At 72.9% G+C, this 24,516-nt stretch carries 21 protein-coding genes; 2 read left to right on the top strand and 19 right to left on the bottom strand.

Annotated features, from left to right (window positions below; translation table 11 throughout):
* Positions 1-109: 109 nt before the first annotated feature.
* The 3 genes from ACWC9R_RS26535 to ACWC9R_RS26525 all read right to left on the bottom strand — a co-directional run bounded on the left by ACWC9R_RS26535 (position 110) and on the right by ACWC9R_RS26525 (position 3,943).
* Positions 110-2,512, bottom strand: coding sequence for a glycoside hydrolase family 65 protein (locus ACWC9R_RS26535; RefSeq protein WP_450735164.1), 2,403 nt, complete (start codon positions 2,510-2,512; stop codon positions 110-112).
* The gene (locus ACWC9R_RS26530; protein ID WP_450735168.1) at positions 2,509-3,273 is read right to left on the bottom strand and encodes an HAD family hydrolase; all 765 of its coding nucleotides are present in this window, start codon (positions 3,271-3,273) and stop codon (positions 2,509-2,511) included. Before ACWC9R_RS26530 ends, ACWC9R_RS26535 begins: the two co-directional genes overlap by 4 nt.
* A 94-nt stretch (positions 3,274-3,367) precedes the next feature.
* Positions 3,368-3,943: an Rv1733c family protein gene (locus ACWC9R_RS26525; protein ID WP_450735162.1), complete on the bottom strand. Its 576-nt coding sequence runs from the start codon at positions 3,941-3,943 to the stop codon at positions 3,368-3,370.
* 199 nt (positions 3,944-4,142) lie between these two features.
* Between ACWC9R_RS26525 and ACWC9R_RS26520 the strand changes: the two genes are divergently transcribed.
* Positions 4,143-4,847, top strand: a complete 705-nt coding sequence (locus ACWC9R_RS26520) for a response regulator (RefSeq protein ID WP_450735160.1) — start codon at positions 4,143-4,145, stop codon at positions 4,845-4,847.
* 8 nt (positions 4,848-4,855) lie between these two features.
* Here ACWC9R_RS26520 and ACWC9R_RS26515 read toward each other — a convergent pair whose 3' ends face one another.
* Positions 4,856-6,580, bottom strand: coding sequence for a sensor histidine kinase (locus tag ACWC9R_RS26515; RefSeq protein ID WP_450735158.1), 1,725 nt, complete (start codon positions 6,578-6,580; stop codon positions 4,856-4,858).
* A 220-nt stretch (positions 6,581-6,800) separates the two neighbouring features.
* On the opposite strand from ACWC9R_RS26515, the gene ACWC9R_RS26510 reads away from it, so the two are divergent.
* Entirely contained in the window at positions 6,801-7,676 is an 876-nt protein-coding gene (locus tag ACWC9R_RS26510) for a universal stress protein (protein ID WP_450735156.1), read from the top strand.
* An 18-nt stretch (positions 7,677-7,694) separates the two neighbouring features.
* Here the strand turns inward: ACWC9R_RS26510 and ppk2 are convergent, their stop codons facing one another.
* The 15 genes from ppk2 to ACWC9R_RS26435 all read right to left on the bottom strand — a co-directional run bounded on the left by ppk2 (position 7,695) and on the right by ACWC9R_RS26435 (position 24,141).
* A complete protein-coding gene (gene ppk2 / locus ACWC9R_RS26505; RefSeq protein ID WP_450735155.1) occupies positions 7,695-8,516 on the bottom strand; it encodes a polyphosphate kinase 2 in 822 nt (273 codons plus the stop codon).
* A 42-nt stretch (positions 8,517-8,558) separates the two neighbouring features.
* Positions 8,559-9,905, bottom strand: coding sequence for a nicotinate phosphoribosyltransferase (locus ACWC9R_RS26500; RefSeq protein WP_450735153.1), 1,347 nt, complete (start codon positions 9,903-9,905; stop codon positions 8,559-8,561).
* Between the two features lie 62 nt (positions 9,906-9,967).
* Entirely contained in the window at positions 9,968-10,267 is a 300-nt protein-coding gene (locus ACWC9R_RS26495) for a dsRBD fold-containing protein (RefSeq protein ID WP_362609262.1), read from the bottom strand.
* A 188-nt stretch (positions 10,268-10,455) separates the two neighbouring features.
* A complete protein-coding gene (locus ACWC9R_RS26490; RefSeq protein ID WP_450735151.1) occupies positions 10,456-11,331 on the bottom strand; it encodes a universal stress protein in 876 nt (291 codons plus the stop codon).
* A 159-nt stretch (positions 11,332-11,490) separates the two neighbouring features.
* A complete protein-coding gene (locus ACWC9R_RS26485) occupies positions 11,491-12,759 on the bottom strand; it encodes a sugar ABC transporter permease (protein WP_450735149.1) in 1,269 nt (422 codons plus the stop codon).
* On the bottom strand, positions 12,756-13,565 hold the full coding sequence (locus ACWC9R_RS26480) for an ATP-binding cassette domain-containing protein (protein ID WP_450735147.1): 810 nt from the start codon (positions 13,563-13,565) through the stop codon (positions 12,756-12,758). The genes ACWC9R_RS26485 and ACWC9R_RS26480 overlap by 4 nt, the downstream gene beginning before the upstream one ends.
* An 11-nt stretch (positions 13,566-13,576) precedes the next feature.
* Positions 13,577-14,674, bottom strand: coding sequence for a substrate-binding domain-containing protein (locus ACWC9R_RS26475; RefSeq protein WP_450735145.1), 1,098 nt, complete (start codon positions 14,672-14,674; stop codon positions 13,577-13,579).
* A gap of 1 nt (position 14,675) precedes the next feature.
* A complete protein-coding gene (locus tag ACWC9R_RS26470; RefSeq protein ID WP_450735167.1) occupies positions 14,676-17,081 on the bottom strand; it encodes a SpoIIE family protein phosphatase in 2,406 nt (801 codons plus the stop codon).
* Positions 17,082-17,345: 264 nt separating this feature from the next.
* A complete protein-coding gene (locus ACWC9R_RS26465) occupies positions 17,346-17,483 on the bottom strand; it encodes a hypothetical protein (protein ID WP_450735143.1) in 138 nt (45 codons plus the stop codon).
* Between the two features lie 131 nt (positions 17,484-17,614).
* Positions 17,615-19,279: an FAD-dependent oxidoreductase gene (locus ACWC9R_RS26460; RefSeq protein ID WP_450735142.1), complete on the bottom strand. Its 1,665-nt coding sequence runs from the start codon at positions 19,277-19,279 to the stop codon at positions 17,615-17,617.
* 193 nt (positions 19,280-19,472) lie between these two features.
* Complete coding sequence (locus ACWC9R_RS26455; protein WP_450735141.1) at positions 19,473-20,501, bottom strand: zinc-dependent alcohol dehydrogenase family protein; 1,029 nt, start codon at positions 20,499-20,501, stop codon at positions 19,473-19,475.
* Positions 20,502-20,620: 119 nt separating this feature from the next.
* A complete protein-coding gene (locus ACWC9R_RS26450; RefSeq protein ID WP_450735139.1) occupies positions 20,621-20,854 on the bottom strand; it encodes a hypothetical protein in 234 nt (77 codons plus the stop codon).
* A gap of 104 nt (positions 20,855-20,958) precedes the next feature.
* On the bottom strand, positions 20,959-21,399 hold the full coding sequence (locus ACWC9R_RS26445) for a hypothetical protein (RefSeq protein ID WP_450735137.1): 441 nt from the start codon (positions 21,397-21,399) through the stop codon (positions 20,959-20,961).
* A gap of 176 nt (positions 21,400-21,575) precedes the next feature.
* Positions 21,576-22,550, bottom strand: a complete 975-nt coding sequence (locus ACWC9R_RS26440) for a hypothetical protein (protein WP_450735135.1) — start codon at positions 22,548-22,550, stop codon at positions 21,576-21,578.
* 127 nt (positions 22,551-22,677) lie between these two features.
* Positions 22,678-24,141 (bottom strand): amino acid permease, encoded by a 1,464-nt coding sequence (locus ACWC9R_RS26435; protein WP_450735133.1) that lies wholly within the window; start codon positions 24,139-24,141, stop codon positions 22,678-22,680.
* Positions 24,142-24,516 lie beyond the last annotated feature (375 nt).

Raw genomic sequence — 24,516 nt, 5'->3', positions numbered from 1 at the left:
CCCGATACTGGGTGTATCGGGGCGAACCCGACAACGCAGCGAGCGTGCGTGCCAGGCGCCGCGGGGCAGGCGGGAGTTTGACGACAGGTCCTAGGGCCCTTCGGCCCCCTCAGCCGTCGGGAAGGTCCAGCCGCCGGGACGTGCCGGGCGCGACCGCGAAGGCGCGGTCGCGCAGCACCACCCGTACCGCGGCGTTCTGCGAGGGCGGCACCGTGATCCGCACCTGCTCGGCACGGATGCGCAGATCGATGTCCCAGTGGTGCCGGTAGCGGATGCGCACCCCGAACCTGGACAGCTCCCGCAGCGGCGCAGGATCGAGCCAGAGCGCCTGGTCACGGGTCTCCAGACCGGTCATCCCGCGCTGGACGAAGTCCAGGGTGCCGGCCATCGCGCCCAGGTGGATGCCCTCCGCGGTGGTCCCGCCCTGGACGTCCGCCACGTCCCCGGTCAGCGCCTCCTCGCAGTACCTCCAGGCGTCGGCGTGGTGCGCGCGGGCCAGGACCCAGGCGTGGACCAGGGCGCTGAGCGTCGAGCCGTGGCTGGTGCGGTGCAGGTAGTAGTCGGTGGTGGCGTGCCAGAGGTCCTCGTCGAGGGGGTGGCCGAGGCCGCGGAACACCGCGGCGAGTTCCGACGGTGCGAAGAGATAGCCCAGCATCAGGACGTCGGCCTGCTTGGAGGCCTGGTAGCGGTTGACGGTGTCGCCCTCCGCCTCCAGTATCCGGTCCAGCCGGCGGATGTCGCCGTACCGCTCCCGGTAGCCGTGCCAGTCGAGTTCGGCGAGGTCCCCGTACCCGGCGAACTGGCTGATCACCCCGCGGTGGTAGGGCACATGGAGCCGGTGGGCGATGTCGTCCCAGCGCTCGGGCTCCTCCGGGGAGAGCTGCATCCGTTCGAAGAGCCGGCGCCGATGGGGCTCGGGCAGCGTGCGGCACAGGTCGAGCGCGCGCAGCAGCACCCAGGCCGCCGTGACGTTGGTGTAGGCGTTGTCGTCCACCCCCGGTACGGCGGCTCCCGGATAGCCGTCGTGGTACTCGTCGGGACCGACCACCCCGCGGATGTGGTAGCGGCCCAGGGAGGCGTCCCAGTCCACTCCCGAGGCCCAGAAACGGGCGATCTCCAGCAGCATCTCCGCGCCCCTGGTGTGCAGGAACTCCGTGTCGCCGGCGGCCTGTCCGTACTGCCACACGTTGTACGCGATCGCCGACCCGACATGGTGCTGGAGCCGGGAGTGATCGGGCAGCCAGCGCCCCGAGTGCGGGTTGAGATGGAGCTGCTGGGTCTCCTCGCGGCCGTCGCCCGCGCTCTGCCACGGGTACATCGCCCCGGTGCGGCCCGCCTCCCGCGCCGCGTGGCAGGCGGCCGGCAGTCGCCGGTAGCGGTAGTCGAGCAGGGCCCGGGAGACCTGCGGCAGGTGCAGGTTCAGGAACGGCAGGACGAACAGCTCGTCCCAGAAGACGTGCCCGCGGTACGCCTCGCCGTGCAGGCCCCGCGCCGGCACCCCGACGTCCAGCTCGGCGGTGTGCGGCGAGAGGGTCTGGAGCACGTGGAAGAGGTGCAGCCGCAGAATCCGGCCCGCCGCGCCGGGCACCTCCAGCTTGGCCTGCCGCCACAGGTTCTCCCAGGCGCGGCGGTGCTCGGCGCGCAGCTGCCGGAAGTGCGGGGCGAGGCTCACCGCGTCCACCGCCGCGTGCCGCGGGCTCTCGATCGCCGGGTCGCGGGAGGTGTACAGCGCCACGGTCTTCTCGACGACCGCGGGGGAGTCGGGAGCGAGCGGCAGGATCAGCGTGTGGAACGCCCGCAGCGCGGTCAGCCGCGGCCGCGGCAGCCCGTCGTGGCCCGAGGGGGTGCGGCTCCGGGCGGCCAGTGCGACGCGGATGTCCGAGTCGAGGGTGCGGCAGCTCAGCCACAGGGTGTCCGGCTGCTCGGTGCCGGTCTCCCAGCCCGTCAGATGCTGGTCGGCCAGACCGCGGTAGCGCGCGACGCCGGCATTGCGGACCGCCCCGTCGATCCCCGCCTCCACCTCCACCGCGCCCGTCCACCCGTCCGGGGTGAAGCAGGTGCGCAGCGCGGCCAGATGGGGCTCGCCCATGTGCACCAGGCGGCACTGCTCCACGGTCAGCCGCCGCCCGGCCTCGTCCACATAGACCGACCAGCGGGTCAGGGTGCCGTGCCGCAGGTCCAGTGTCTGCCGGAGCTCCGTCAGATACGGGTGGCCGGGGGCGAGCCAGGGGCCGGGGGCGGCGTCGGCCGGGCAGATCCGGTAGCGCAGCGGGAGCCAGTTGGGCAGGTTGACCATGTCCTCGTTCTCGACGGGGTGGCCCGCCACGGTGGAGGTCAGGCGGTTGTAGCAGCCGGCGGCGTAGGTGCCCGGATAGTGCGTGCCCCCGGAGAGCACCTCGGAGGCCGCGCCGCGGGTGGCGAAGTAGCCGTTGCCGAGGGTGCACAGGGTTTCCCGCAGCCGTTCCGCGTCCGGGTCGTACCCCTCGTACGACCAGGTCCAGGCGCGGGTCATCCGGCGTCTCCGGGCAGCAGCAGCTCGCCGGGGTCGGTCACGACCACGTCGGCGCCACGGCGGCGCAGGGCGCCCGCGCTGTACGGGCCGGCCGTCCGGTCCACGCCCACCACCAGGGCGAAGCCGCCGCGGCGGCCGGCCTCGACGCCGGCCAGTGCGTCCTCCACCACGGCGGAGTCGCCGGGCGGGACCCCGAGCCGCCGGGCCGCTTCCAGGAAGAGCGCCGGATCGGGCTTCCCCGGCAGGTCCAGCCGGTGCGCCTCGTTGCCGTCCACCACGGCCTGGAAGAGCGTGTCCACCCCGGCCGCGGACAGCAGCTCGGTCGCGTGGCGTGAGGCCGAGACGGCGGCGCACCGCACCCCGTGGTCCCGCAGGGCCCGCAGCAGGCGCACGGTGCCGGGCCAGGTGGGGACGGGGCGGTCCCGCAGGCTCGCGCTGAACAGCTCTTCCTTACGGGCCGCGACGGCGTGGACGGTGTCCGTGCCCGGCGGGTCGTCCGGGGCGCCGAGCGGCAGGTCGAGGCCCCGGGAGTGCAGGAAGGCGGCGGCGCCGTCCTGCCGCGCCCGGCCGTCGACATGGCGCAGATAGTCGTCCACCGGGTCGAACGGGCGCTGCCCGTCCACCGTCGCGAGACAGGCGTCGAAGGCGCCCTTCCAGGCCGCGGCGTGCACCGGGGCGGAGTCGGTGATGACCCCGTCGGTGTCGAAGAGCACGGCCCGCAGGGAGTGCAGGCACGCGGCCAGGGACGGCGCGCCGGTCATGGTGACGTTCCGTTCGTCGGTGTCCCTTCCATGGCACCACGACTGCGGGCCGGGGGCGCGTCGCACGGACGGCACCCGGCGGCGGCCCGCCGCTTCATGCGGCCCGCTGCCCCCACCGGGGGTCCGCCGCCGCCCACTCCCGTTCCCACTGGGTGTAGCGGTGGCGGTTCAGCAGGGCGCGGCCGGTGCGCTGGGCGCCGAGCAGCAGCAGCCCGGCCGAGGTTCCGGCCACGGTGCCGATCGCGATGCTCTCGCCGCTCGCCTGCCGCGGGGTCACGGGGTCGCGCACCAGCGTCCCGTCGCGGTCGAGCCAGGCGGTGGTGCGGTCACCGGCCCGCAGGTCCGGCGCCACCGTCGTGGTGCCCGTCTTGGCCGTGCCGTCCGCGGCCGTCCAGCGCACCGTCGCGTGGACCCGGGAGCCGACGCCTCCGGACACGTCCACCCCGATCCGCTGCGGCGGGTTCTCGGTCACGACGGCCGGCACGGTGTGCTGGCCCTGCCGTTCCTGACCGGTGCCGCTCGCCACCGCCTGTGCGGCGGCGAGCCCGGCGGCCGGTGCGCCCAGGACGATCAGTACCGCGGTCACCAGCACCAGCCAGGCCTCCACCACGTCCGAACGCCGTCGGAGCGGGCTGGGCCGCCACGGCCGGAGGAACTCGCTACGGGCCATCTCGCACCCCCTGCACCTGAGGACCCGACCGTCGCACGCGGCGCCGGCCGGCAGGAGGGGCCGAACGGCCCTCGCGGGGGGCCGGTCGGGGTCGGCCCGTCGTGGGCGGGAGCCCCGTTCGGCCCTGGTGTGCGCAGGGTGGCGGGGCGACGATGAGAGACACCGCCCGCACCGGACGAGCGAGAGCGTGGAGGACGCCATGGGCGAGGTACGCGAGGTCTCACCGCAGCGGCCGATCCGGGTGTTCCTGCTCGACGACCACGAGGTGGTGCGCCGCGGGGTGCGGGACCTGCTCGACGCGGAAGCCGATATCGAGGTGGTCGGCGACGCCGGCACCGCGGGGCGGGCGCTGGCCCGCGGTCCGGCGCTCGGCCCGGACGTCGCGGTACTCGATGTGCGGCTGCCCGACGGCGACGGGATCAGCGTCTGCCGGGAGTTGCGGTCGCGGCTGCCCGGACTCGCCTGTCTGATGCTCACCTCGTTCGACGACGACGAGGCGCTGCTCGACGCGATCATGGCGGGGGCGGCGGGCTATGTCCTGAAGGAGATCAAGGGGTCGGACCTGGTCGCCGCCGTCCGTACGGTCGCCGCGGGACGCTCGATGCTGGACCCGGCGACCACCGCGCGGCTGATGCACAGCCTCCGGGGGGTGGACGGCGACGCGGCGCCCGCGGCGGACGCGCTGTCCGGGCTGTCGCCGCGGGAGCGGGAGATCCTCGGGCTGGTCGGGGAGGGCTTGACGAACCGTCAGATCGCGCGCCGGCTCTACCTGTCCGAGAAGACGGTCAAGAACCACATCTCGCGACTGCTGGCCAAACTCGGTGTGGAACGCCGGGTCCAGGCGGCGGTCCTCGCCGCCCAGGGGCCGCCGCCGGGCGGTGACACCGGACCGTGCCCGTCCTGAACCGCGGCTCAGGAAGACGGCAGCGGCGCCTGCCACACCAGGCGGGTGCCACCCTGCGCCGGAGCCTCCAGCGTCATCGTGCCGCCCACGCTCTCCGCCCGCTTGGCGAGGTTGCTCAGCCCGCTCCGCCGGCCGTCGCGCGGCACGCCCACCCCGTTGTCCGTGACGCTCAGGCGCAGCGCGCCGCCGCCCACGGACAGCGAGACCTCGACCGCGGTGGCGTGCGCATGCCGCGCGGCATTGCTCAGCGCCTCGCCCAGCACCGCCACCACATGCTCCGCGATCTCGGCCGGCACATCGGTGTCGATGAGTCCCTGCATCCGCAGCGACGGGGTGAACCCCAGGGCGCGGGCGGCCTGTTCCGCCGCGGTGACGGTGCGGGCCCGCAGCCCGTGGCTCGACCGGCCCGACGTGTGGGCCCGGAGCCCGAAGATGGTGGACCTGATGATCTTGATCGTCTCGTCCAGGTCGTCCACCGCGCGCAACAGCCGCTCACTGGCCTCCGGATGGTCCACGAAACGGACCGCGCTCTGCAGCGTCATCCCCGTCGCGAAGAGCCGCTGGATCGCCAGGTCGTGCAGATCGCGGGCGATCCGGTCGCGGTCCTGCAGCAGGGTGAGCTGCTCGGCGGACCGGCGCCGGTCGGCCAGCTCCATGGCGAGCGCCGCCTGCCCCGCGAACGTCAGCAGCGGACCGGTCTCCTGCTCGGTGAACCGGGCCCGCTCCCGCACCCGCGCCACCAGCAGCACCCCACGGGGCCGGCCGCCGGTGATCATCGGGACGGCGACCGCGGGCCCCAGCCCCATCCAGCGCGGCGGCCCCGTGGTGATCCGCGGATCACGCTCGACATCGGTGCTGATCAGCGGCGCCCGCAGGTCGAGCGCCGCGCCCATGAACGACCCCCGGAGGGGCAGCACGAGCCCGCGGTGCGCCTCGGCGTCGACCCCCGACGCCAGGGCGACATGCAGCGCCTTGCCGTCCGGCTCGGGGATCGCGATCACCCCGAGGTCCGCGGTGAGGATCTCCCGCGCCTGGTCCACGATCAGCCCCAGCGCCGCCATCTCGTCCGACCCCGGCAGCAGCAGGCTGGCCACGATCGCACCGTTGGCCTCCTGCCACCGCTGCCGGTAGCGGGCCTCCTCGTACAGCCGCGCGTTCTCGATGGCGACCCCCGCCGCCACCGCGAGTGTCGAGAGCACCGTCTCGTCCTCGGCGTCGAACTCGCCGCCGCCCCGCTTCTCGGTGAGGTAGAGATTCCCGAACACCTCGTCGCGGACCCGGATGGGCACCCCGAGGAAGGAGCGCATGGGCGGATGGTGCGGCGGAAAGCCGTATGACGACGGATGCCGGGACAGCTCCGAGAGCCGCAGTGGCTGGGGATGACGGATCAGCTCACCCAGCAGCCCGTGCCCCTCGGGCAGCCGGCCGATCGCCTCCTGCTGCGCGTCGGAGACCCCGACCGGCAGGAACTGGGAGAGCCGGGTGCCCTCGGACACCACGCCCAGCGCCCCGTACTCGGCGTCCACGAGCACCACCGCCGCCTCCACGATGCGGTGCAGCACCTGCGGCAGATCCAGCTCCCTGCCCACCGACAGCACGGCCTCCAGCAGCAGGTTCGCCGGATCACCGGGGTCCAGCCGCAGCGCGTCGAGGCGCTGTTGCAGCTCGTCCGGCAGCGCGTCGAGCCGGCGCCGGGCGGTGTCGCGCCGGCCGCTTCCGTGGTCGCCCACCATGGCCTCCGCTGGTGGCCCCACACGCGGGCGGGGCCGTACCTCCACGGTAGCCGCGGTGTTCTCCCGGGGCTTGGCGCGGCGGCGCGGGACCGCCGGCGCGCAAAGGAGGTCCGGGCGGCCCACCGCCCGGTGTCCGTCCGGACCTGCACGCCCCCCGGACCCGGTGTCACGGTGGCAGTAGGGACATGTCCGCGCCGATGCGAGGAAGGACGTGGGGGCGATGGAGCATCCGCTGGTCGTGGGGACCGATGGATCGGATTCCGCCTTCCGGGCGCTCGACTGGGCGGCGGACGAGGCGGCACGCCACGGCCTTCCGCTGCGGGTCGTCCACGCCTCCCGCTGGGAGCGCTACGAGGGCGCGGTCCCGGCGGACGGCGGGGAACGCCCCGGCGAGCAGGTACTCGCGGAGTCCGTCGTCGCAGCCGCCGTGGAACTCGCCCGGCGCCGGCAGACGGACCTCCAGGTCTCGGGCGAGGTGCTCCCCACCGACGCGGTCACCGCCCTGCTGAACGAGGGACTCCATGCGACGGCGCTGATCGTGGGGACGCGGGGCCGCGGCGAGATCGCCGGCCTGCTGCTGGGGTCGGTCAGCCTGGCGGTGTCGGCCCGCGCCCGGTGCCCGGTGATCGTGGTGCGGGGGGACCCGGCCGGACTGGCGGGCAGCCATGGGCGCGTCCTCCTCGGGGTCGCCGGCCCGGCCGAGGAGTCGGCGGCCATCCGCTTCGCCTTCCGTGAGGCGGAGCGACGCCGTTGCACGCTGGAGGCGGTGTGCGCCTGGCCGCTGCCGGTACGCGACGCGACCGAGGCCCCGCTGCTCGCCGCGGACGCCCGGCGCCATCACGAGAAGCAGGCCTCGGCGCTGCTGGACGAGGCGCTCGACGAGGTGTCCGGGGCGTATCCGGCGGTGCGGGTGCGGCGGGTCACGGTCGAGGGACCGGCCCACAAGGTCCTGGTGCACCGCACGGCCGCCGCGGATCTGCTGGTGACCGGAGCCCAGCACCGTCAGGGCCACTTCGGCCTCCAGATCGGGCGGGTGGCGCACACCGCGCTCTGTCATGCCACCTGCCCGGTGGCGGTGGTGCCGCAGCACGTCTGACGCGGCGCCGCCCCGCCGTCACCGCCGCAGCCCCGCGGCATGATCGGGGACATAGGTCTGCAGATCACGGGGCGGCCGCTGGTAGCCGGTGGCCGGTGGCCGCACCGGGATGTCGAGCGCCGGCGGGGCGATCTCCCGATAGGGCACCGTCGACAGCAGATGGGCGATCATGTTCAGCCGGGCCCGGCGCTTGTCGTCGCTCTCGACGACGTACCACGGTGAGTCCGCGATGTCCGTGTGCACGAACATCTCGTCCTTGGCCCGCGAGTACTCCTCCCAGCGGGTCAGCGACTCCAGGTCCATGGGGGAGAGCTTCCAGCGCCGTGTCGGGTCCTCCAGCCGCCGCCGGAACCGCTGCTCCTGCATCTCGTCACTCACCGAGAACCAGTACTTGCGCAGCAGAATCCCGTCCTCCACCAGCATCCGCTCGAAGACCGGGCACTGCCGCAGGAACCGCTGGTGCTCGGCCGGTGTGCAGAAGCCCATGACCCGCTCGACCCCGGCCCGGTTGTACCAACTGCGGTCGAACAGCACGATCTCGCCCGCCGCGGGCAGGTGCTCCGCATAGCGCTGGAAGTACCACTGGGTGCGCTCCCGCTCGGTGGGCCGGGGCAGCGCCACGATCCGCGCCACCCGGGGGTTGAGGTACTGGGTGACGCGTTTGATCGTGCTCCCCTTGCCGGCCGCGTCCCGCCCCTCGAAGACCACCACCAGCCGGGCGCCCTCGGTCCGCACCCACTCCTGCAGCTTCACCAGCTCCGTCTGGAGCCGGTACAGCTCGGGCTCGTACACCGACCGCGGCAGCTTCCCCGAGCCGCTGCCGCCCTGTTTGTCCGCCATACGACGACGGTACGGAGAAATGCCCCGCCGGGCCTCCCGGCCTCAGGCATGCGAGCCGAACGGGGCCAGCACCTCGCGCTCGATCCGCTGCCGGACCCGGCCGGTCAGGACGGCGAGCCGCTTCGACAGCTGCGGCCGCACCGCGTGCGGCGTCCGGATGTACCGGGCCGTCGCGGGCAGCTGCGCGAGATCCGCCGCCACCCGCAGCCGGGCGTCCGGCAGCCGGCCGCGCGGGGTACTGCGCACACCCCCGCGCATCAGCGTCTCCAGCAGCGGCGTGCTCCCCGCCGGCGGCGGCTCGTCGGCCAGCCCGAGCACATCGAGGCACCCCGGCCGGCGGAACACCTGCTTGCGCCCCGGCGCGGTCGACTTCGCCGCCGACAGCTTCATCACCGGCCGGCCGTCGTAGGCGACGAGCTTGTACGCGGAGTCCAGGGAGGGGGCGTCGGCGCTCACCCCGACCCGTGTGCCCACGGCGTAGACGTCGATCGGGGCCCCCGCGCGCGCCAGGTCGTGCACGGCGAACTCGTCCAGCCCGCCGCTGGCGACGATCCGCACCTGCGGCAGCCCCGCGTTGTCCAGGATCGAACGGGCCCGCGTGGCCAGCTCCGCCAGATCACCGCTGTCCAGACGGATCGCGGACCCGTCACCGCGGCCCAGCCCGTTGAGCACCCGCGCCGCCGCCGCGACACCCGACTCGGTGTCGTAGGTGTCGACCAGCAGCGTCACCGGTCCCGGGTGGCAGAGCGCGAACGCGGTGAAGGCCGCCTCCTCGTCCTCGAACGCCTCGATGTAGGAGTGCGCCATGGTGCCGACGGCCGTCAGATCCTCGGCGTGCGCCGCCGCCACGTTGCTGGTGCCCGTGAAGCCGGTCATGGCACCGAGCCGGGCCACCTGGCGGGCGGCGGCCGTGCCATGGGTGCGCCGCAGCGAGAAGTCCACGACGGGGCGCCCCCGTGCGGCGAGCACACAGCGCACGCACTTGGAGGCGATGGCCGTCTGGTGGGTGAGGTGGTTCAGCACGAAGGACTCCACCAGCTGCGCCTGCGGCAGCGGGGCGGTGATCTCCAGCAGCGGCTCGCCGGCCAGCACCACCCGCCCCTCCGGCACCGCCCGGACCTCACCGGTGAAGCGCATGCCCCGCAGCGGCGCCAGGTCCCGCGCGGGCCGTTGCAACGCCTCGGCGAACACCTCGACATCGTCGTGTCCGACCGTGAAGCCGGCCAGGAAGTCGAGGACGGTCTCGGCGCCCGCCGCGATCAGGAAACCCCGCTCCGGTGGCAGCGCCCGCACAAAGCAGCTGAAGGTCGCCGGTTGCGTCATGCCCTCGTGGAGATACGACAGGGCCATGGTGACTTCGTACAGGTCGGTGGTCGTGGCATCCGACATGGCCGACTCCTTCCACGGACGGCCGGGCCACCGGCCGGCGGTGGCCGCCGCCGGCACGGGGCTCACGCCATGGCGTCCGTCCAGCCGTAGGCCATGCGGCGCTCCCGCCGGGGCGGCCCGGCACCGACACCCTCCAGGTCCCGGTCGGCCACCCGCAGCAGCTGCCCGGCGAGGTCCCGCACCGCACGCCCGGCGGCGATCTCGTCGCCGATCTCCGGTACGTCCCGGTCCTCCGGGCTGCACCGGGCCGTGCCGTGCCCGGTCAGGGTGGTGGTTCCGGTACGGAGCTCCACACGCGCCCTGGTCGTCCCGTCCTCCTCGACGAGGTACAGCCGGACGGGCCACTCGACTGTCTTTGCCATGGCTTGCCTCCGCTTCCTTACCGGGGACTGCCGCCGGAGGCCACGACCCGGGCCGCGACCGGGGCCGCCGCGCCGCCGCCGGCCGGTCCCGCTGAATGCCCCCTCCCCGTCATCATCCGCCTTCCGCCGTGGCCCGTCCTGGTACGGCCGCCGGGCCGTCACGGACCGTGGCGCCCGCTGCCGCGCGGTCACTCATGGGGTACGACGGCCACCGGACAGGGCGCGTGATGGACGACCGCCTGCACGACATGGCCGATCCGCGGCACCGGCAAGCGGTGCCGCTGCCGGTGCCGGCGGCCGACGACGAGCAGCCCGGCGTCCGCGGCGCTGTGCAGCAGCGCCGGCGCGGGACTCTCCAGCACCACCCGGTCATCGACCGGGACGTCAGGGAACTTCTCCTGCCAGGGTTCCAGGGCGGCGGCCAGCTCCTGCCGGGCGTCCCGCGCCGCCTCCTCGGCGACGACCGGCTCCACCCCGCCGCCGCGGTTGTACGCGTACGAGGGCAGATGCCTGCCGTGGACGGCACGCAGGGCGACCTCCCGCCGGGCGGCGCTCTCGAAGGCGAAGGCGAGCAGCGCCTCGCACGGCTCGTGGAGGCTCAGAGCCACCATCACCTCGCCGTTCCCGCCGCTCGCTCCGGGGGCCTGCCGGGCGCGTACCAGGACGGTGGGGGAGGCGGTGTGCGCCACCAGCTGCAGACCGGTCTCCCCGAGGGCGTAGCGGGCCACCGGGCCCAGATCCCGGCAGCCGAGGATCAGCAGATCCGACTCCTCCGCGGCCTCCTGGAGGGCCTCCAACGGGTCCCGGGCCACCAGGGACTCGTCCACCGGAAGGTCCGGGACACGGGTACGGACCGCCGTCGCGGCGTCGTCCATCATCCGGTGCGCCCAGTAGTTCTGCTCCCGTCCGGCCTCGGGATGCGACGCCGGCTCCGGCGCGAGCAGCACCCAGGCGTGCAGCAGCCGCAGCCGGGCACGGCGCAGCCGGGCTTCCTCGGCCGCCCAGAGGATCGCGGACAAGGACTCGGGCGTACCGTCCACGCCGGCGGTGATGACATCCTTCATGGCTCGCTCCGTTCCTGGCGCGCTCGGCGCGTTCGCGCCCACATCTCAAGGGTGCTCGGCCCGGTCCGCTCGGGCATGAGCCTTTCGGCCCCCATCCCGCCGGCAGAGGTCGGTACGGCACGCGCCCCCCGGGCCGCCGCCCGTTCCGCGGGGCATGCGTCAGACCCGTCCGTGCGCCCGCTGCGCCCGCCGCGAGAGGGAGTCGATGACCACGGCGATGAGCAGCACCCCGCCCGTGATCATGAACTGCACCGCCGTCTGGATGCCCATGAGCGCCACCCCCGAGGCGATCGACTGGATCACCAGGACGCCGAGCAGGGCCGACCAGGTCCGGCCCCGGCCGCCGAACAGACTGGTGCCGCCGATGACCGCCGCGGCGATGACGTCCATCAGCAGCAGGCCCGCCCCCGAGGTCTGACTGGCCGAGGTGACGCGCGAGGCCAGGAACAGACCGCCGACCGCCGCCATGGTCCCGGACATCATGAAGACCGAGATGCGGACCAGGTCGACGTTGAGGCCGGTACGGCGGGAGGCCTCGACGCTGCCGCCGAGCGCGAAGATCATGCGGCCGTAGCGCGTACGGCGCAGCACGTAGTCGAGGCCGACCAGCAGCACCAGGAAGATCAGCAGGGCCAGGGGCAGCCCCAGGAACTGGTTGAGGACGAACGCCGAGGCCATCGCGATCGCCGCCAGCACGCCGGTGCGCAGCAGGATCTCGCTCAGCGTCCGGGCGGGCACACCGGCGGTCCGGCGGCGGCGCGCGTCGTGGTACGAGGCGAGGAAGTACCCGGCGGTGCCCAGCGCCGCCAGCCCGTAGGCGGCGGCCACGTTGTGGAAGTAGTAGCCGGTCAGCATCGCGAGCAGGCCCTTGTCGTCGATGTTGATCGTGCCGTTGGCGCCCAGGATGTAGAGCATCAGGCCGTTCCAGCCCAGCAGTCCGGCCAGGGTGACGACGAAGGCCGGTACCCCGACCTTGGCGAGGAAGAAGCCCTGTACGGCGCCGATCGCGGTGCCGCCGAGCACCGCGATCAGCAGCGCGATCCCCTCCGGCACACCGTGGCTCACGTTGAGCACCGCGAAGGCGGCCGCGGCCAGTCCGCTCACCGAGCCGACCGAGAGGTCGATCTCGCCCAGCAGCAGCACGAAGACGACGCCCACCGAGATCATGCCGGTGCCGACGATGTCCACGCTCAGATTGGACAGGTTGCGCGGCGAGAGGAAGTTCTCGTTGAGGCTCTCGAAGATGATCCAGACCACGACCAGACCGAGGGCGACCGGGACCGAGCCCAGCTCACCGCTGTGGAACCGGCGCTTGAGTATCTCCAGGGGGTTCTGGGTGCCGAGTTCGGGCGCGAGCCGGCGCCGGTCGGCGGCGGTCACCGCGCTGCCGGCCGACTTCTGCTTCCTGAGCGGCCAGGCCCGGCTCACGGCTCCCCTTCCCAGTCCGGTGCCTTGCGGCGGGTCACGGCGTTGTCGGTGGCGCCGGTGATCGAGGAGATGATCTGCTCGTGGGACGTGGTCGTCACATCGAAGAACCCGTTGTTCCGGCCGAGCCGCAGGACGGCGATCCAGTCCGCGACGGCCTTGATGTCCCCCATGTTGTGGCTGATGAGAAGCACGCCGAGGCCGCGTTCCCGCAGCTGGTCGACGAGGTCGAGGACCTGGGCGGTCTGTTCGATGCCCAGGGACGCGGTGGGCTCGTCGAGGAGCACCAGCCGGGGTTCGCCGAGGAGCGACCGGGAGATCGCCACGGTCTGGCGCTGGCCGCCGGAGAGCGAGGCGACCGGGAGCCGGACGTCGGGCATCCGGATGGCCAGCATGTCCAGCAGGTCCAGGGTGAGGCGCTCCATCTCCACCTCGTCGAGGACACCGGCCCGGTGGATCTCGCGGCCGAGGAAGAGATTGCCGACCACGTCGAGGTTGTCGCACAGCGCGAGGTCCTGGTAGACGGTGGCGATGCCGAGGTCCTGGGCGTCGTGCGGGCGGGAGAGGTGGACCGCCCGGCCGTCCCACTCGACCACGCCCTCATCGGCGGGATCGACCCCGGCGATCACCCTGATCAGCGTGGACTTGCCGGCGCCGTTGTCACCCACGAGCGCGACGACCTGACCGGCGCGGACCTCCAGGTCGACATCGGCCAGGGCCTGGACGGCGCCGTACCGCTTGAAGATGCCGCGCAGCGCCAGCAGGGGCGGGGCCGGGCCGGTTCGCCGGAGGGCCGCACCGGACTCCATGGATACCTGCCTTACCTGAGCCCCGCCTTCTTACAGGCGGACTCGAACTTGGGGGTGCAGATCTGGTCGACCGTGTACATGCCGTCCTTGATCACGGTGTTCCTGATGTTGTGCACGTCCACGGCGACCGGGGTGAGCAGCACGGCCGGGATGCCGCGGTGGGTGGGGCTGTTGACGGTGTGCGTCGTGATGCCGGTGAGCTTCTCGCCGCGTCCCAGCGCGACCGCCATGGCGGCGGCGGTACCGGCCTCGGGCGCGAACGGCTTGTAGACCGTCATGAGCTGATCACCCATCACAAGCCGTTGGATCGCGGCGAGTTCGGCGTCCTGACCGGTGATGGGCGGCAGCGGGGAGACCTTGGCGGCGTGCAGCGCGGCGATGATGCCGGCGGCGAGCCCGTCGTTGGCGGAGTAGACGCCGTCGATGTTCTCCGCACCCAGGGCCGAGATGGCGGCGGACATGTTGCGGTTGGCGTTCTCCGGGCGCCAGTCGCCGGTCTCGTAGGCCTTCCCGATCTTCACCTTGCCCTTGAGCGCGGCCAGCGCACCCTGCCGGAACCAGGCGGAGTTGGGGTCCGTCGACGCACCGTTCATCATCACGATCTGCGACTCGCGCGCCCTGGGGCCGAGCGCCTTCAGCAGCGCCTCGCCCTGCATCCTGCCGACCGTCTTCCCGTTGAAGGAGACATAGGCGGACACCGGTCCCTCCACGAGGCGGTCGTAGGCGACCACCGGGATACCGGCCCGCCGGGCGCTCTCGACCGACGAGCGGAGCGACTTGGAATCGACCGAGTCCAGGATCAGCACCTGCACCCGCTTGGTGATCATCGCGTCCATCTGCTGCTGCTGGGTGGCCACATCGTGCTGCGCGCTGACGGTCTCCACGGTGCACTTGGGGCACAGCTCCCGGATCTTCTTCTCGATCAGGGGCTTGTCGAAGTGGTAGAGGCGCGAGGTGTTGTCCGGGAGCAGCACGCCGATCTTCGGGGCGCCGCCGGAGGCGGACCCGTTCGGTTCGCGTGCTCCGCCGGCCTCGCCGCAGGCGGCCGCACCGCCCATCAGACACACCCCCGCCAGGACCATGGCGGCACCCCGCAGCCGGGCCCGCACCTCAGCGCACCCCCTCACCGTGGTGCCGGCCTGTCGGGCCGGCCGGCGTCTCCGCCGCGCCGAGCCGCTCGCCCGGCTCCAGACCGATCTCGCTCCACACCTGCTTGCCGCCGCTCAGCGGCACCGACCCCCAGGACGCCGACATCGCCTCGACCAGCAGCAGCCCACGCCCACCGGTCGACTCCCAGTCCACGCTCGCCGGCTTGACGGGGGAGCGGGGCGAGGCGTCGTTCACCCCGATCCGCAGCCGGTCGGCGGCCAGCGTCAGATCCAGCCGTACCTCCCCCTGGGTGTGCGCGATGGCGTTGGTGACCAGCTCGGACACCACCAGCAGGGCCACGTCCTGCTCCGCCGTCACGCCCCAGGAGCGCAGGGTGCGCCCGGTGAAGCGACGGGCGTGCATCACGGCGTCCGGGAGCCGCCACACCGTCCACCGCACCCGGGTCGGGCGGACCCGCATCCCGTCGTAGCGCAGTACCAGCAGGGCCACGTCGTCGTCGCGCCGCTTCGCGCCCCCGAGCAGTGCGTCGGCGAGCTGACCGGCATCGGCCGGATCGGCCGCCGAGAGCGCCGCCCGCACCCGGCGGAGGCCGTCGTCCAGGGGAAGCGTCGCCGACTCGGCCAGACCGTCCGTGAGCAGCGCGAGCACGGTGCCGGGGGCCAGCCCCACCTCGGTCAGCGGGAACTCGCCGTCCTCGGCCACCCCCAGCGGAGGCCCGCCCTCGACCGGCAGTTCCTCGGTGCTGCCGTCCGGGAGCCGCAGCAGCGGCGGCAGATGCCCGGCCCGCACGAACCAGGCGATGCCCTCCTCCATGTCCAGGTCCACATAGCAGCAGGTGGCGAACAGGTCGGTCTCCATGCCCAGCAGCAGCCGGTTGGCATGGGAGATCACCACGTCGGGCGGGTGGCCCTCCACCGCGTAGGCCCGGATCGCCGTGCGCATCTGGCCCATGATCGTGGCGGCGCCGGCGCTGTGCCCCTCCACATCGCCGATAACGAGCGCGACATGGCCGTCGGAGAGCGGAATGACGTCGTACCAGTCGCCCCCCACCTCGAGCCCCATCGTGGCGGGCAGATAGCGGGCGACGGCCACCCCGCCGGGCAGCGACGGCAGCTTGCGGGGCAGCAGACTGCGCTGCAGCATCGTGGCGAGCTCGTGCCCGGCGTCCATCGCATGGGCGCGCACCAGGGCCTGCCCCACCAGCCCCGCGGTCGCGGTCAGCAGCGACCGCTCCTCCGGCCCGAAGTGGTGCTCCGCGTCCCATCCGACCAGGCACACCCCGACGATCCGCCCGTCGGCCGGCAGCGGCAGCACGGCGAGCCCGCCGGGCCCGATGCCCGCGAGGTCGGGTTCCAGGGACGCGCCCGGTGGCCACAGGGCGACCTGTCCGGCGCGCAGCACGCTCTCCAGCGTGGGCATCGAGTGGCAGGCCGCGTCGGGCCACTCGGAACGCCACTCGGACCGCCACGCGGCGGGCCAGGCACCGGGCTCCGGGGGATCGAGGACGGACACCACGAACCGGTCGGCCTCCAGCTCGGCCACCGCCACCCGGTCGGCCTCCAGGGGTGCCCGCAGCCCGGCGACCACCACCCGGCTGACGTCCCGGATCGTGGTGGCACCGGCCAGCGAGGCCGACAGCCGCTGCACGATGGAGACCTCGTCGGCGGTGGGACGCAGATAGGCGGCGTCGGCGACCACCCCCAGCATCCGCTCCGGCGTGCCGTCGGCGTCGGCCAGTACCCGGCAGCGCAGGCTCAGCCAGTGCAGCTCGCCGTTGGGCCGGCGGATGCGGATCGACAGCTGCTGGCCCGTCTCGGGCAGCCCGCCCGGCTCCACGATCGACATCAGCGCCGGAACGTCGTCCGGCACGGTGCGCGCCAGCAGCGTCTCCACCCGCCGGTCGAACTCCTCCGGAACGATCCCGAACAGCTCCAGCACCTGGGCGTCCGCGTCCATCCGCCCGGTGCGCAGGGTCAGCGTGAAGGCGCCGCCCCGGAGGGTGTCCAGCCCCGGCCCCAGCAGCGAGCGCCGCTCCGCCTGTGCCATGAACCGGGCCGCCACCGCCTCCAGCCCCGCGGTGACCTGATCGGCGTGCAGCTCCAGGAGGTGGCGGCGGTCCGCGTCGAAGGCGTCGGTGGCCTTGTCCATGACCACCAGGCACCCCAGCCGCCGGACACTCCCACCCAGGGGCAGCACCCCCAACGACACATCCGCGGGGGGCTTCCCGGCACCGTCCCAGGGGTCGGCGCCGGGGCTGTCCGGGGCACCGGTGAGGTCGTACTCCGCCAGCTCCGCCGGGCCCAGCCACAGCGGGTCGCCGCTGCGGAAGGCCGCGGCGACCGGAGAGTTGCCGGACAGCGGGTAGCGCGTCGGCAGACCGTAGGGGACGCCGGAGCCTCCGACCATCTCGGCCAGCTGAAGAACGCCGTCCCCTTCGGCCGGCACATAGACGGCGGTCAGCTCAGCCCCGGTAGACCCAAGGACTCGTGCGGTCACTGCCTGCACCGCCTCCGTACGCCGGAAGCCGTCGTCATAAGCCACGGTCGCCGTATCCGCCCTCGGGGGCCAGGGCGTCCACCCCGCGCCACCGCCTCATCGGATATGTCGTGAATTACCGTCTTCTCTCCATGGTGCGGCACGCAGGGAGCAGGGAGCGAGTCGGCGCGGGGATCACGGTGTGTGACCGGGGAAGTCCTCCGCCGGCAGCGCGGCCAGGTCGAGGAACGCGACCTGCGTACGGGACCGCATCCGGGCGAGAGCGATGTCGCGCCGGCTGTCGAGGCGGTAGCCGAAGGGGGTGAAGGCCATCCCGCCCCGATGGCCGCGGAACTGCTCGGCGAAGTCGTCCCGCCGGACCGGCCGGCCCGGCCCGGGGAGGCTGGTGACCGCGAGCGCGGCCCGCTCCGCCGGCTCCGGGTAACCGCGCCGGGTTAGTTCGGTCAGCAGGTGCGCGGCTGGACGGACTGGGCGTGACGGAACACGTTGCGCGGGTCCCAGTACGCCTTGACCGCCTGGAGACGCGGATAGTTCTCGCCGTAGTAGAGGCGGTGCGAGGACTGGCCCGAACGGTTCCACTCCGGGTCGTCGAGGTCGGTGTCGGGGTAGTTGATGTAGCACCCGTCGGTCACCGGGTCGGGCTCCCCGGCCGCCGCGCCGCCGGTCGGCGCCAGAATCGGCACCCCGCCGGTGTCCTGGTAGACCTCGCGGTAGAACTCGCGAATCCAGCGCAGATGAGGCGCCGCGATCGAGGGATCGGCCTCGGCGTCGTGCTGGTCGGCGACACCGTCGTCGTTGGCGTCCCGCTGCCAGCTCCAGTACGTCTGGTACTGGAGCTTGAGTACCGAACTCCGTTGGTAGACCGCGGTGTCGCCGCTGTCGGGCAGGTTGATCGCGCCGCCGTAGGAGTCGACCTGGAGCAGCGCCTGGGGGTTCTGGTAGTTCTCACACGTCAGGTAGCGGTGGATGGCGTCCAGTTGGTGTTCGGTGAAACCACGCCGCATGTAGGCCGACTTGTACTTGCCGCACTGGTTGTCGCCGGAGCCGTTGAGCGTCTGGGTGGCGGTGAGCCACGGCAGCCGCGTCGGCACCTCCAGGCCGCCCATCGGCGCGTGTTCGCCCATCCGCCGGTCCAGCGGTGTGATCTCGACGTCCAGGTCCTGGGTGATCCAGTCAAGGAAGGCGTTGAGCCGCTCCGCGCTGTCCGGCCGGGTGGCGTCGAGCTGGGTGATCAGCCCGATCTTGCCGTTGGCGCGCTGGTTCAGCTTCAGCAGGGTGAACATGTCGCTGTAGTCGCCGCGGAGAGACGCCGGGAGTTCCTTGGTGTTCTCGTACTCGAAGAACAGCCCGTAGTTGCGCACCAGCGACTTCAGACGGTCCGGGTGGTCCGCCAGCTCCTCCCACGGCCAGGCCACCGCGTGCAGTAGGACCTGGGAGGGGGGCTGGGGCAGTCCCTTGAACCAGTACCGGGTGACCACGCCGAAGTTCCCGCCGCCCCCGCCGGTGTGGGCCCACCACAGGTCCCGCAGCTCCGGTTCGGGCGAGTCACGGCGGGCGATCACGACCTCAGCGTGCTGCCCGTCGCGGACCACGACGACCTCCACCGCGTAGAGGTAGTCGACGGTCAGCCCGTGCTGCCGGGACAGCAGCCCGTACCCGCCGCCGACCACATGGCCGCCGGCGCCCACGGAGTAGCAGGAGCCGCCGGGCAGGGCCACCCCGAACGGCGCGTAGAGATGGGTGGCGACATGCCAGTTGTTCGCCCCCGACTCCACGCAGTACGCGCCGTGTTCCTGGTCCAGATAGGCCCCGTCCAGCTGTCCCATGTCGATGATCACGCCCACGTCGTCACCGCAGACGAAGTTCTCGTAGCAGTGGCCGCCCGACCGGACCGTGAGCCGCCGGTGGAGATCCTCGTCGGGACGGTGGCTCGCCAGGTACTTGTTGACCGCGGCGACCACCTCGCTCGTCGAGCTGACCACCGAGACATAGTCGGGTGTCGCGATGAAGCGCTGGTTGAACCCCCTCCGCAGGGCCGGGTAGCGGGCGTCGCCCGGCCCCACCTCCACCCCGCACTCGGTGCCGGCCTGGATCTGATCGACGGTCATATGACTCCCTCGTCCTCACATGCGGTACATGCGATGCGCGCGATCCGAACGCGCTGCGTTACCAGTAGCTGTCATTGGCTACTATCCGTGACGATGGAGGGGTGTGCGAGTACCCGAAAGGCGTCAGCTCGTGGAACGGAGTTGACGTCCGCGCCACCGGCGGCTCATGGCCCGGTGGCCGTCGCCCCTCCGGTCAGCCGGGCGTCAGCACGGCGGCCCCGTGCACCCGGTCGGCGGCCAGGTCGGCGAGCGCCTCCGGTGCACGGCTCAACGGGTAGGGGCTGACGGTGACATGGATGCCGATCCGCGCCGCGGTCGCCAGGAACTCCCGGCCGTCCTCCCGGGTGTTGGAGGTCACGCTGCGCAGGTTCCGCTCGTAGAAGAGATGGCGCTGGTAGGTGAGCGGCGGGATGTCGGTGAGGTGGATGCCGGCCAGGGCGAGAGTGCCGGAGCGGTCCAGTGCCTCCAGCGCCACCGGCACCAGATCACCCACCGGCGCGAAGAGGATCGCCGAGTCCAGTGGCTCGGGCGGTCGGCCGTAGGCCTCGCCGGCCGAGGACGCGCCCAGTTCCAGGGCGAGTTCACGGGCCTGCGCGGACCGGGTCAGCACATGGACGGTGGCCCCTTCGGCCAGCGCGACCTGCGCGGCCAGGTGCGCCGAGGCGCCGAAACCGTAGATCCCGAGCCGCCCGCCGGCGGGCAGCGCACTGCGGCGCAGCGCGCGGTAGCCGATGATCCCGGCGCACAACAGCGGTGCCAGCAGCGTGGCGTCCTCGGCGTCCGGGAGCGGATAGGCGAAGTCCGCGGGCACGACGGCGGCTTCGGCGAAGCCGCCGTCGGCGTCCCAGCCGGTGTACACGGAGGCCGGGCAGAGGTTCTCGTGGCCCGCGCGGCAGTAGCGGCAGGTGCCGCAGGTCCCGCGCAGCCACGCCCCGCCGGCCCGGTCCCCGGGCCGGAAGCGCGTGACCGCCTCGCCGGTGGCCGTGACGCGGCCGACGATCTCGTGGCCCGGCATGGTCGACGGGCGGTGCGGGGGCAGATCACCCTCCGCCAGGTGCAGATCCGTACGGCAGACACCGCAGGCCTCCACCCGGAGCACCAGGTCATCGGGGCCCGGCTCGGGAGCGGGGCGACGGACCGCCGCCAGCGGCCCGGAGGCAACCGGGCCGGGGTGCCGGACGGCCCAGCCGGACAGTGTGTCCGGGCCGGCATCGGGGGCCATGGTTCCAGGATGGCGCCCGCCGGGGAGCCGGACAAACGGTGCGCGCCGGGCCTGCCCCGCTCCGCCGCCGCGCCGCACGGCGTCCCCGGGCGGACGTCCGCCCGGGTTCCGGGCCCGCCTCAGCGGAGGAACGCGGTCAGCTTCCGCAGCAGCCTGGCGAGCCAGTGTTTCCTGGCGGGCGGAGGGGGAGCGGGAGCGGGGGCGGCGTCCGGCGGTTCGGCCGGCGAGGGTTCCGGGCTGCTCTGGCGCTGCGCCGGCGGCTGGTTCATGGGGGGCTTCACGGACTTCGTGCGGGTGCGTGCGGCCTCGGCGCGGACGAGCGCGCCAAGAGCGGCAAAGACGTCGAGGGGCATGCCGAATCTCCTGCGGTGGTGGTTCCGGAGAGCTGATGACGGCAGGCCGCGGTCGCCCCGGGCCCCGGTGCGGGGGAGGGGTGGGCGAGTGCGGCCGGGCGCGCTCAGCAGCGCAGGACGGTCACACGCTTCGGCGACGCGGGGAGGGCGGCCGTGACGACGGCCGCGACGGAGGTGCTCCCCGACGCGGTGAGGGTCTCCTCCAGGAGCGAGTCCCCGAGCGCCTTGCCGCCGGCGCCCGTGGGGACCTGATGGCGGAGATGGCAGGCCGTTGCGTCGCACTTGCGGCGGACGCCGCTGCCGGGGTGCTTTCCGTCGCCCTCGGCGGACGCCAGTACCGGCGCCGGCGGGATGCAGAGCCGTTCGGCCGGGGTGGACACGGCGAGAGTGCCGGCGCGGGGAGCGCAGTCGCCGGCGCCGGGCAGCGGCGCTTCACAGCAGCCGGCGCTGAGCGCGGCGTGCAGCAGGGCCAGTAACACGAGCAACATCAGCACGCGCCGGCCGCCAGATGCCGCGGAGCGGCCGGTGCTGACGGTGTCGCGCATGCGAATCTCCCAACCCTCTTCCAGGAGGGAATCCCCTGGAAAGGGGCAGGGCACGCCAAATACACCTCAAGGGGCGACAAAACCACCCGTTCCGGCTATGTGCTCGCACGCGCGCGCCGTCCCTCGTACGCCTGCCCACTACGGGCGTGGTGAGGTGACGGCGCGGCTGCCGCCGTTCAGCGCCGTCGGCCCCGGGCGCCGTCGTCGGCGGTCGCATAGCGGCTGTGGAAGTGCGAGAAGCGCTCCAGCGCCTCGCCGTCCAGGCTCCACGGCCAGGGCGTCACCACGCCTCCGGTGGCGCGCAGCGCGGCACCGGCCTCGGTCGTCCGGCCGGCCTTGATCAGGGCGTAGGCCAGCAGGTTGAGATCGGCCAGGGCCGCGGCGTGGGTGAGGAACTCCGGGCTCGGCCAGTAGTGCGCGGCGTGGTCGAGGGCCTTGGCGGCGTCGGGGCGCCGCCAGATCTCGGCGGCGCCGACAGCCATCAGGCCGCCGCCGGACACCGCACGCTGGTGGTTGGCGACGAGCGCGGTGAGCTCCAGACCGGCGGCGGGGGCCTGGGCCGGCATGGCGGCGCGGACCCCGTCGAGCAGATCCAGGACCAGGGCGCTGGAGCCGCACTCGTCCGGTGACAGATAGCCCAGAGCCTGCAGATGCGCCTCGCGGTTCCACGGGTCGCGGGCCTTGATCTCCCGCCAGATCGCCGACAGTTCCGTGGAGGGGCGCTGCTCCAGGCGGAGCGTGGCCAGGTGCAGGGTCCACGGTGTGGGGTCGGCCGGCAGCAGCTCGGCCGCGAGCCGGCAGGTCTCACGGGTGCCGTTCAGGTCGATGCCGGAGCCCGGCTGCCGGGCCTGGATCAGGTCGGACCAGGCGTGCAGCATCAGGGCGTGCGGGTCATGCGGGCTGTGCTGGCGCCAGATGCCGGGCAGCGACCGTCCCGCGGACCGGGCGAGCACCGCGAGCCGGTGGGCCTTGCGGTCCCAGTCCTGGCCGGTCTCGTGGAGCACGTCCGCCATCGAGGCCATCACGGCGGTGTCGAGCGACCCACGGGACCAGCACGTCTCGACGCGGCGCCGGACCTGCCCCAGTGTGCGGTCGTCGAGCTCGGGGACCAGGCGGGGAAGGCTGCCTTTGCGGCGTCTGAAGGCGGGCATGTCTTCGGGTGGGCCTTCCGGTGGTGGTGTCGGATGCGGATTCGAGCGTAGTGGCGAACGGTTCTGGTGAGCGTAAGGGCAGGGGTGTGCTGTGGCACACCCCTGCCCTTACGGCACTTCGCCCGGTTCAGCCGGTGGTGACGGCGTCCTTCTCGGCGGTGCCGCGGCCGAGCCGGTCGCGGACCAGGGAGACGGCGACCACGGCGGCGGCGAGCAGCACCGACAGCAGGACCTGGATACGGCCGCCGCCCTCGCTGTCGTCAGTGAGCATGTAGACCAGCACGAACGAGATCATCGCGATCGTCGCCCAGGTCAGGTACGGGAAGAGCCACATCCGGACGATCAGCTTGTCCGGGTTCTCGCGGAGGATGATCCCGCGCATCCGCAGCTGGGAGAAGCAGATGACCAGCCAGACGAAGAGCGCGACCGCGCCCGAGGAGTTCAGCAGGAACTGGAAGACCGTGTCCGGCCACAGGTAGTTGAAGCCGACCGCGATGAAGCCGAAGAGGACGGAGGCCAGGATCGCGGCCTGCGGGACGCCTCGTGAGTTCGTCCGGGCGAAGGCCTTCGGGGCGTCGCCGCGCTGGCCGAGGGAGAAGGCCATCCGGGAGGCGGTGTACAGGCCGGAGTTGAGACAGGAGAGGACCGCGGTCAGCACGATCACGTTCATGATCTGGCCGGCGTGCGGGATGCCTATGGAGTCGAGGGCCGCGACGTACGAGCCCTTCTTGGCGATCGACGGGTCGTTCCACGGCAGCAGGGAGACGACCACGAGGATCGAGCCGAGGTAGAAGATGCCGACCCGCCAGATGACGCTCTTGGTGGCCTTGGTGACCGCGCGCTGCGGGTCCTCGGACTCACCGGCGGCGAGCGTGACGATCTCGCTGCCCATGAAGGAGAAGACGACCATCAGCACACCGGTGAGGATCGCGGTGGGTCCGTTCGGCAGGAAGCCGCCGTGGGAGGTGAGGTTGGCGAAGCCGGTGGCCGCGTTCTCGGAGCCGGGCAGCACACCGAAGATCGCCAGGCCGCCGACGGCGATGAAGGCCGCGATGGCGACGACCTTGATGCCCGCGAACCAGAACTCGAACTCACCGAACGAGGCCACCGAGGCGAGGTTGGTGGCGGTGAGGACGACCATCACGATCAGCGCCCAGGCCCACTGCGGGACGGCCGGGACCCAGCTCGTGAGGATGGCGGCGCCGGCGGTCGCCTCCACGGCGAGCACCACGACCCAGAAGAACCAGTACAGCCAGCCGATCGAGAAACCGGCCCAGCGGCCGAGCGCCCGGTCCGCATAGGCGGAGAACGAGCCGGAGGTCGGGTTGGCGGCCGCCATCTCGCCGAGCATCCGCATCACGAACACGACCAGCGCGCCGACCAGGGCGTACGACAGCAGGATGCCGGGGCCGGCCGCGGTGATGCCGGAGGCGGAACCCACGAAGAGGCCGGCGCCGATGACCCCACCCACGGCGATCATGGACAGATGGCGGTTCTTGAGGCCCGACTGCAGACCGGACTGCTCGGGAGCCTGCCCGTTCCCCGGAGGGGTGGGCGGAGCGGCCACGGGGCTGGGGGGAGGTGTAGTCATCTTCGACATCCATTGAGGGTTGGAGGGGTCATGCACGGGGTGACGGCTGGGTCGCCTCGGTGTGGACGCACGAAAGGACCCGGTGAAGGTGGTGGCGATCACGGCCCTGACGTGGTTCGAAGGCGTGACGCGTCGTCGTGGCCTTCGGATGTCTGCGCGGGTGGGGGAGCGCTTCGTTGCGCCTCCGCGCTACTGCCCGTCCTCCTCGTGAGAGGTGAGCCGCATCACGTCCGGATTGGGATTTGCGTAAGCGTATGTGGCGGTGCGCGGCGGCGTATTTGTGAGAGCGGACAAATTCGTTCCGGATAGCTGTCCGGTCGGCTAATGCGGAGAGCCGGAACGGAGGGCTCGCGCCCCGGGCGCGTGCGGGCGGAC

Source organism: Streptomyces sp. NPDC001219 (genome assembly GCF_053597915.1).
This window is presented reverse-complemented; position numbering and strand designations above follow the sequence as displayed.

Coding starts and splice junctions, on each gene's coding strand:
- ACWC9R_RS26450 (WP_450735139.1), bottom strand. CDS start 20,854: ATGCCCCTCGACGTCTTTGCCGCTCTTGGCGCGCTCGTCCGCGCCGAG.
- ACWC9R_RS26455 (WP_450735141.1), bottom strand. CDS start 20,501: ATGGCCCCCGATGCCGGCCCGGACACACTGTCCGGCTGGGCCGTCCGG.
- ACWC9R_RS26520 (WP_450735160.1), top strand. CDS start 4,143: ATGGGCGAGGTACGCGAGGTCTCACCGCAGCGGCCGATCCGGGTGTTC.
- ACWC9R_RS26500 (WP_450735153.1), bottom strand. CDS start 9,905: ATGTCGGATGCCACGACCACCGACCTGTACGAAGTCACCATGGCCCTG.
- ppk2 (WP_450735155.1), bottom strand. CDS start 8,516: ATGGCGGACAAACAGGGCGGCAGCGGCTCGGGGAAGCTGCCGCGGTCG.
- ACWC9R_RS26480 (WP_450735147.1), bottom strand. CDS start 13,565: ATGGAGTCCGGTGCGGCCCTCCGGCGAACCGGCCCGGCCCCGCCCCTG.
- ACWC9R_RS26465 (WP_450735143.1), bottom strand. CDS start 17,483: ATGGCCTTCACCCCCTTCGGCTACCGCCTCGACAGCCGGCGCGACATC.
- ACWC9R_RS26440 (WP_450735135.1), bottom strand. CDS start 22,550: ATGCCCGCCTTCAGACGCCGCAAAGGCAGCCTTCCCCGCCTGGTCCCC.
- ACWC9R_RS26435 (WP_450735133.1), bottom strand. CDS start 24,141: ATGACTACACCTCCCCCCAGCCCCGTGGCCGCTCCGCCCACCCCTCCG.
- ACWC9R_RS26525 (WP_450735162.1), bottom strand. CDS start 3,943: ATGGCCCGTAGCGAGTTCCTCCGGCCGTGGCGGCCCAGCCCGCTCCGA.
- ACWC9R_RS26490 (WP_450735151.1), bottom strand. CDS start 11,331: ATGAAGGATGTCATCACCGCCGGCGTGGACGGTACGCCCGAGTCCTTG.
- ACWC9R_RS26460 (WP_450735142.1), bottom strand. CDS start 19,279: ATGACCGTCGATCAGATCCAGGCCGGCACCGAGTGCGGGGTGGAGGTG.
- ACWC9R_RS26510 (WP_450735156.1), top strand. CDS start 6,801: ATGGAGCATCCGCTGGTCGTGGGGACCGATGGATCGGATTCCGCCTTC.
- ACWC9R_RS26495 (WP_362609262.1), bottom strand. CDS start 10,267: ATGGCAAAGACAGTCGAGTGGCCCGTCCGGCTGTACCTCGTCGAGGAG.
- ACWC9R_RS26515 (WP_450735158.1), bottom strand. CDS start 6,580: ATGGTGGGCGACCACGGAAGCGGCCGGCGCGACACCGCCCGGCGCCGG.
- ACWC9R_RS26445 (WP_450735137.1), bottom strand. CDS start 21,399: ATGCGCGACACCGTCAGCACCGGCCGCTCCGCGGCATCTGGCGGCCGG.
- ACWC9R_RS26535 (WP_450735164.1), bottom strand. CDS start 2,512: ATGACCCGCGCCTGGACCTGGTCGTACGAGGGGTACGACCCGGACGCG.
- ACWC9R_RS26470 (WP_450735167.1), bottom strand. CDS start 17,081: ATGGTCGGAGGCTCCGGCGTCCCCTACGGTCTGCCGACGCGCTACCCG.
- ACWC9R_RS26530 (WP_450735168.1), bottom strand. CDS start 3,273: ATGACCGGCGCGCCGTCCCTGGCCGCGTGCCTGCACTCCCTGCGGGCC.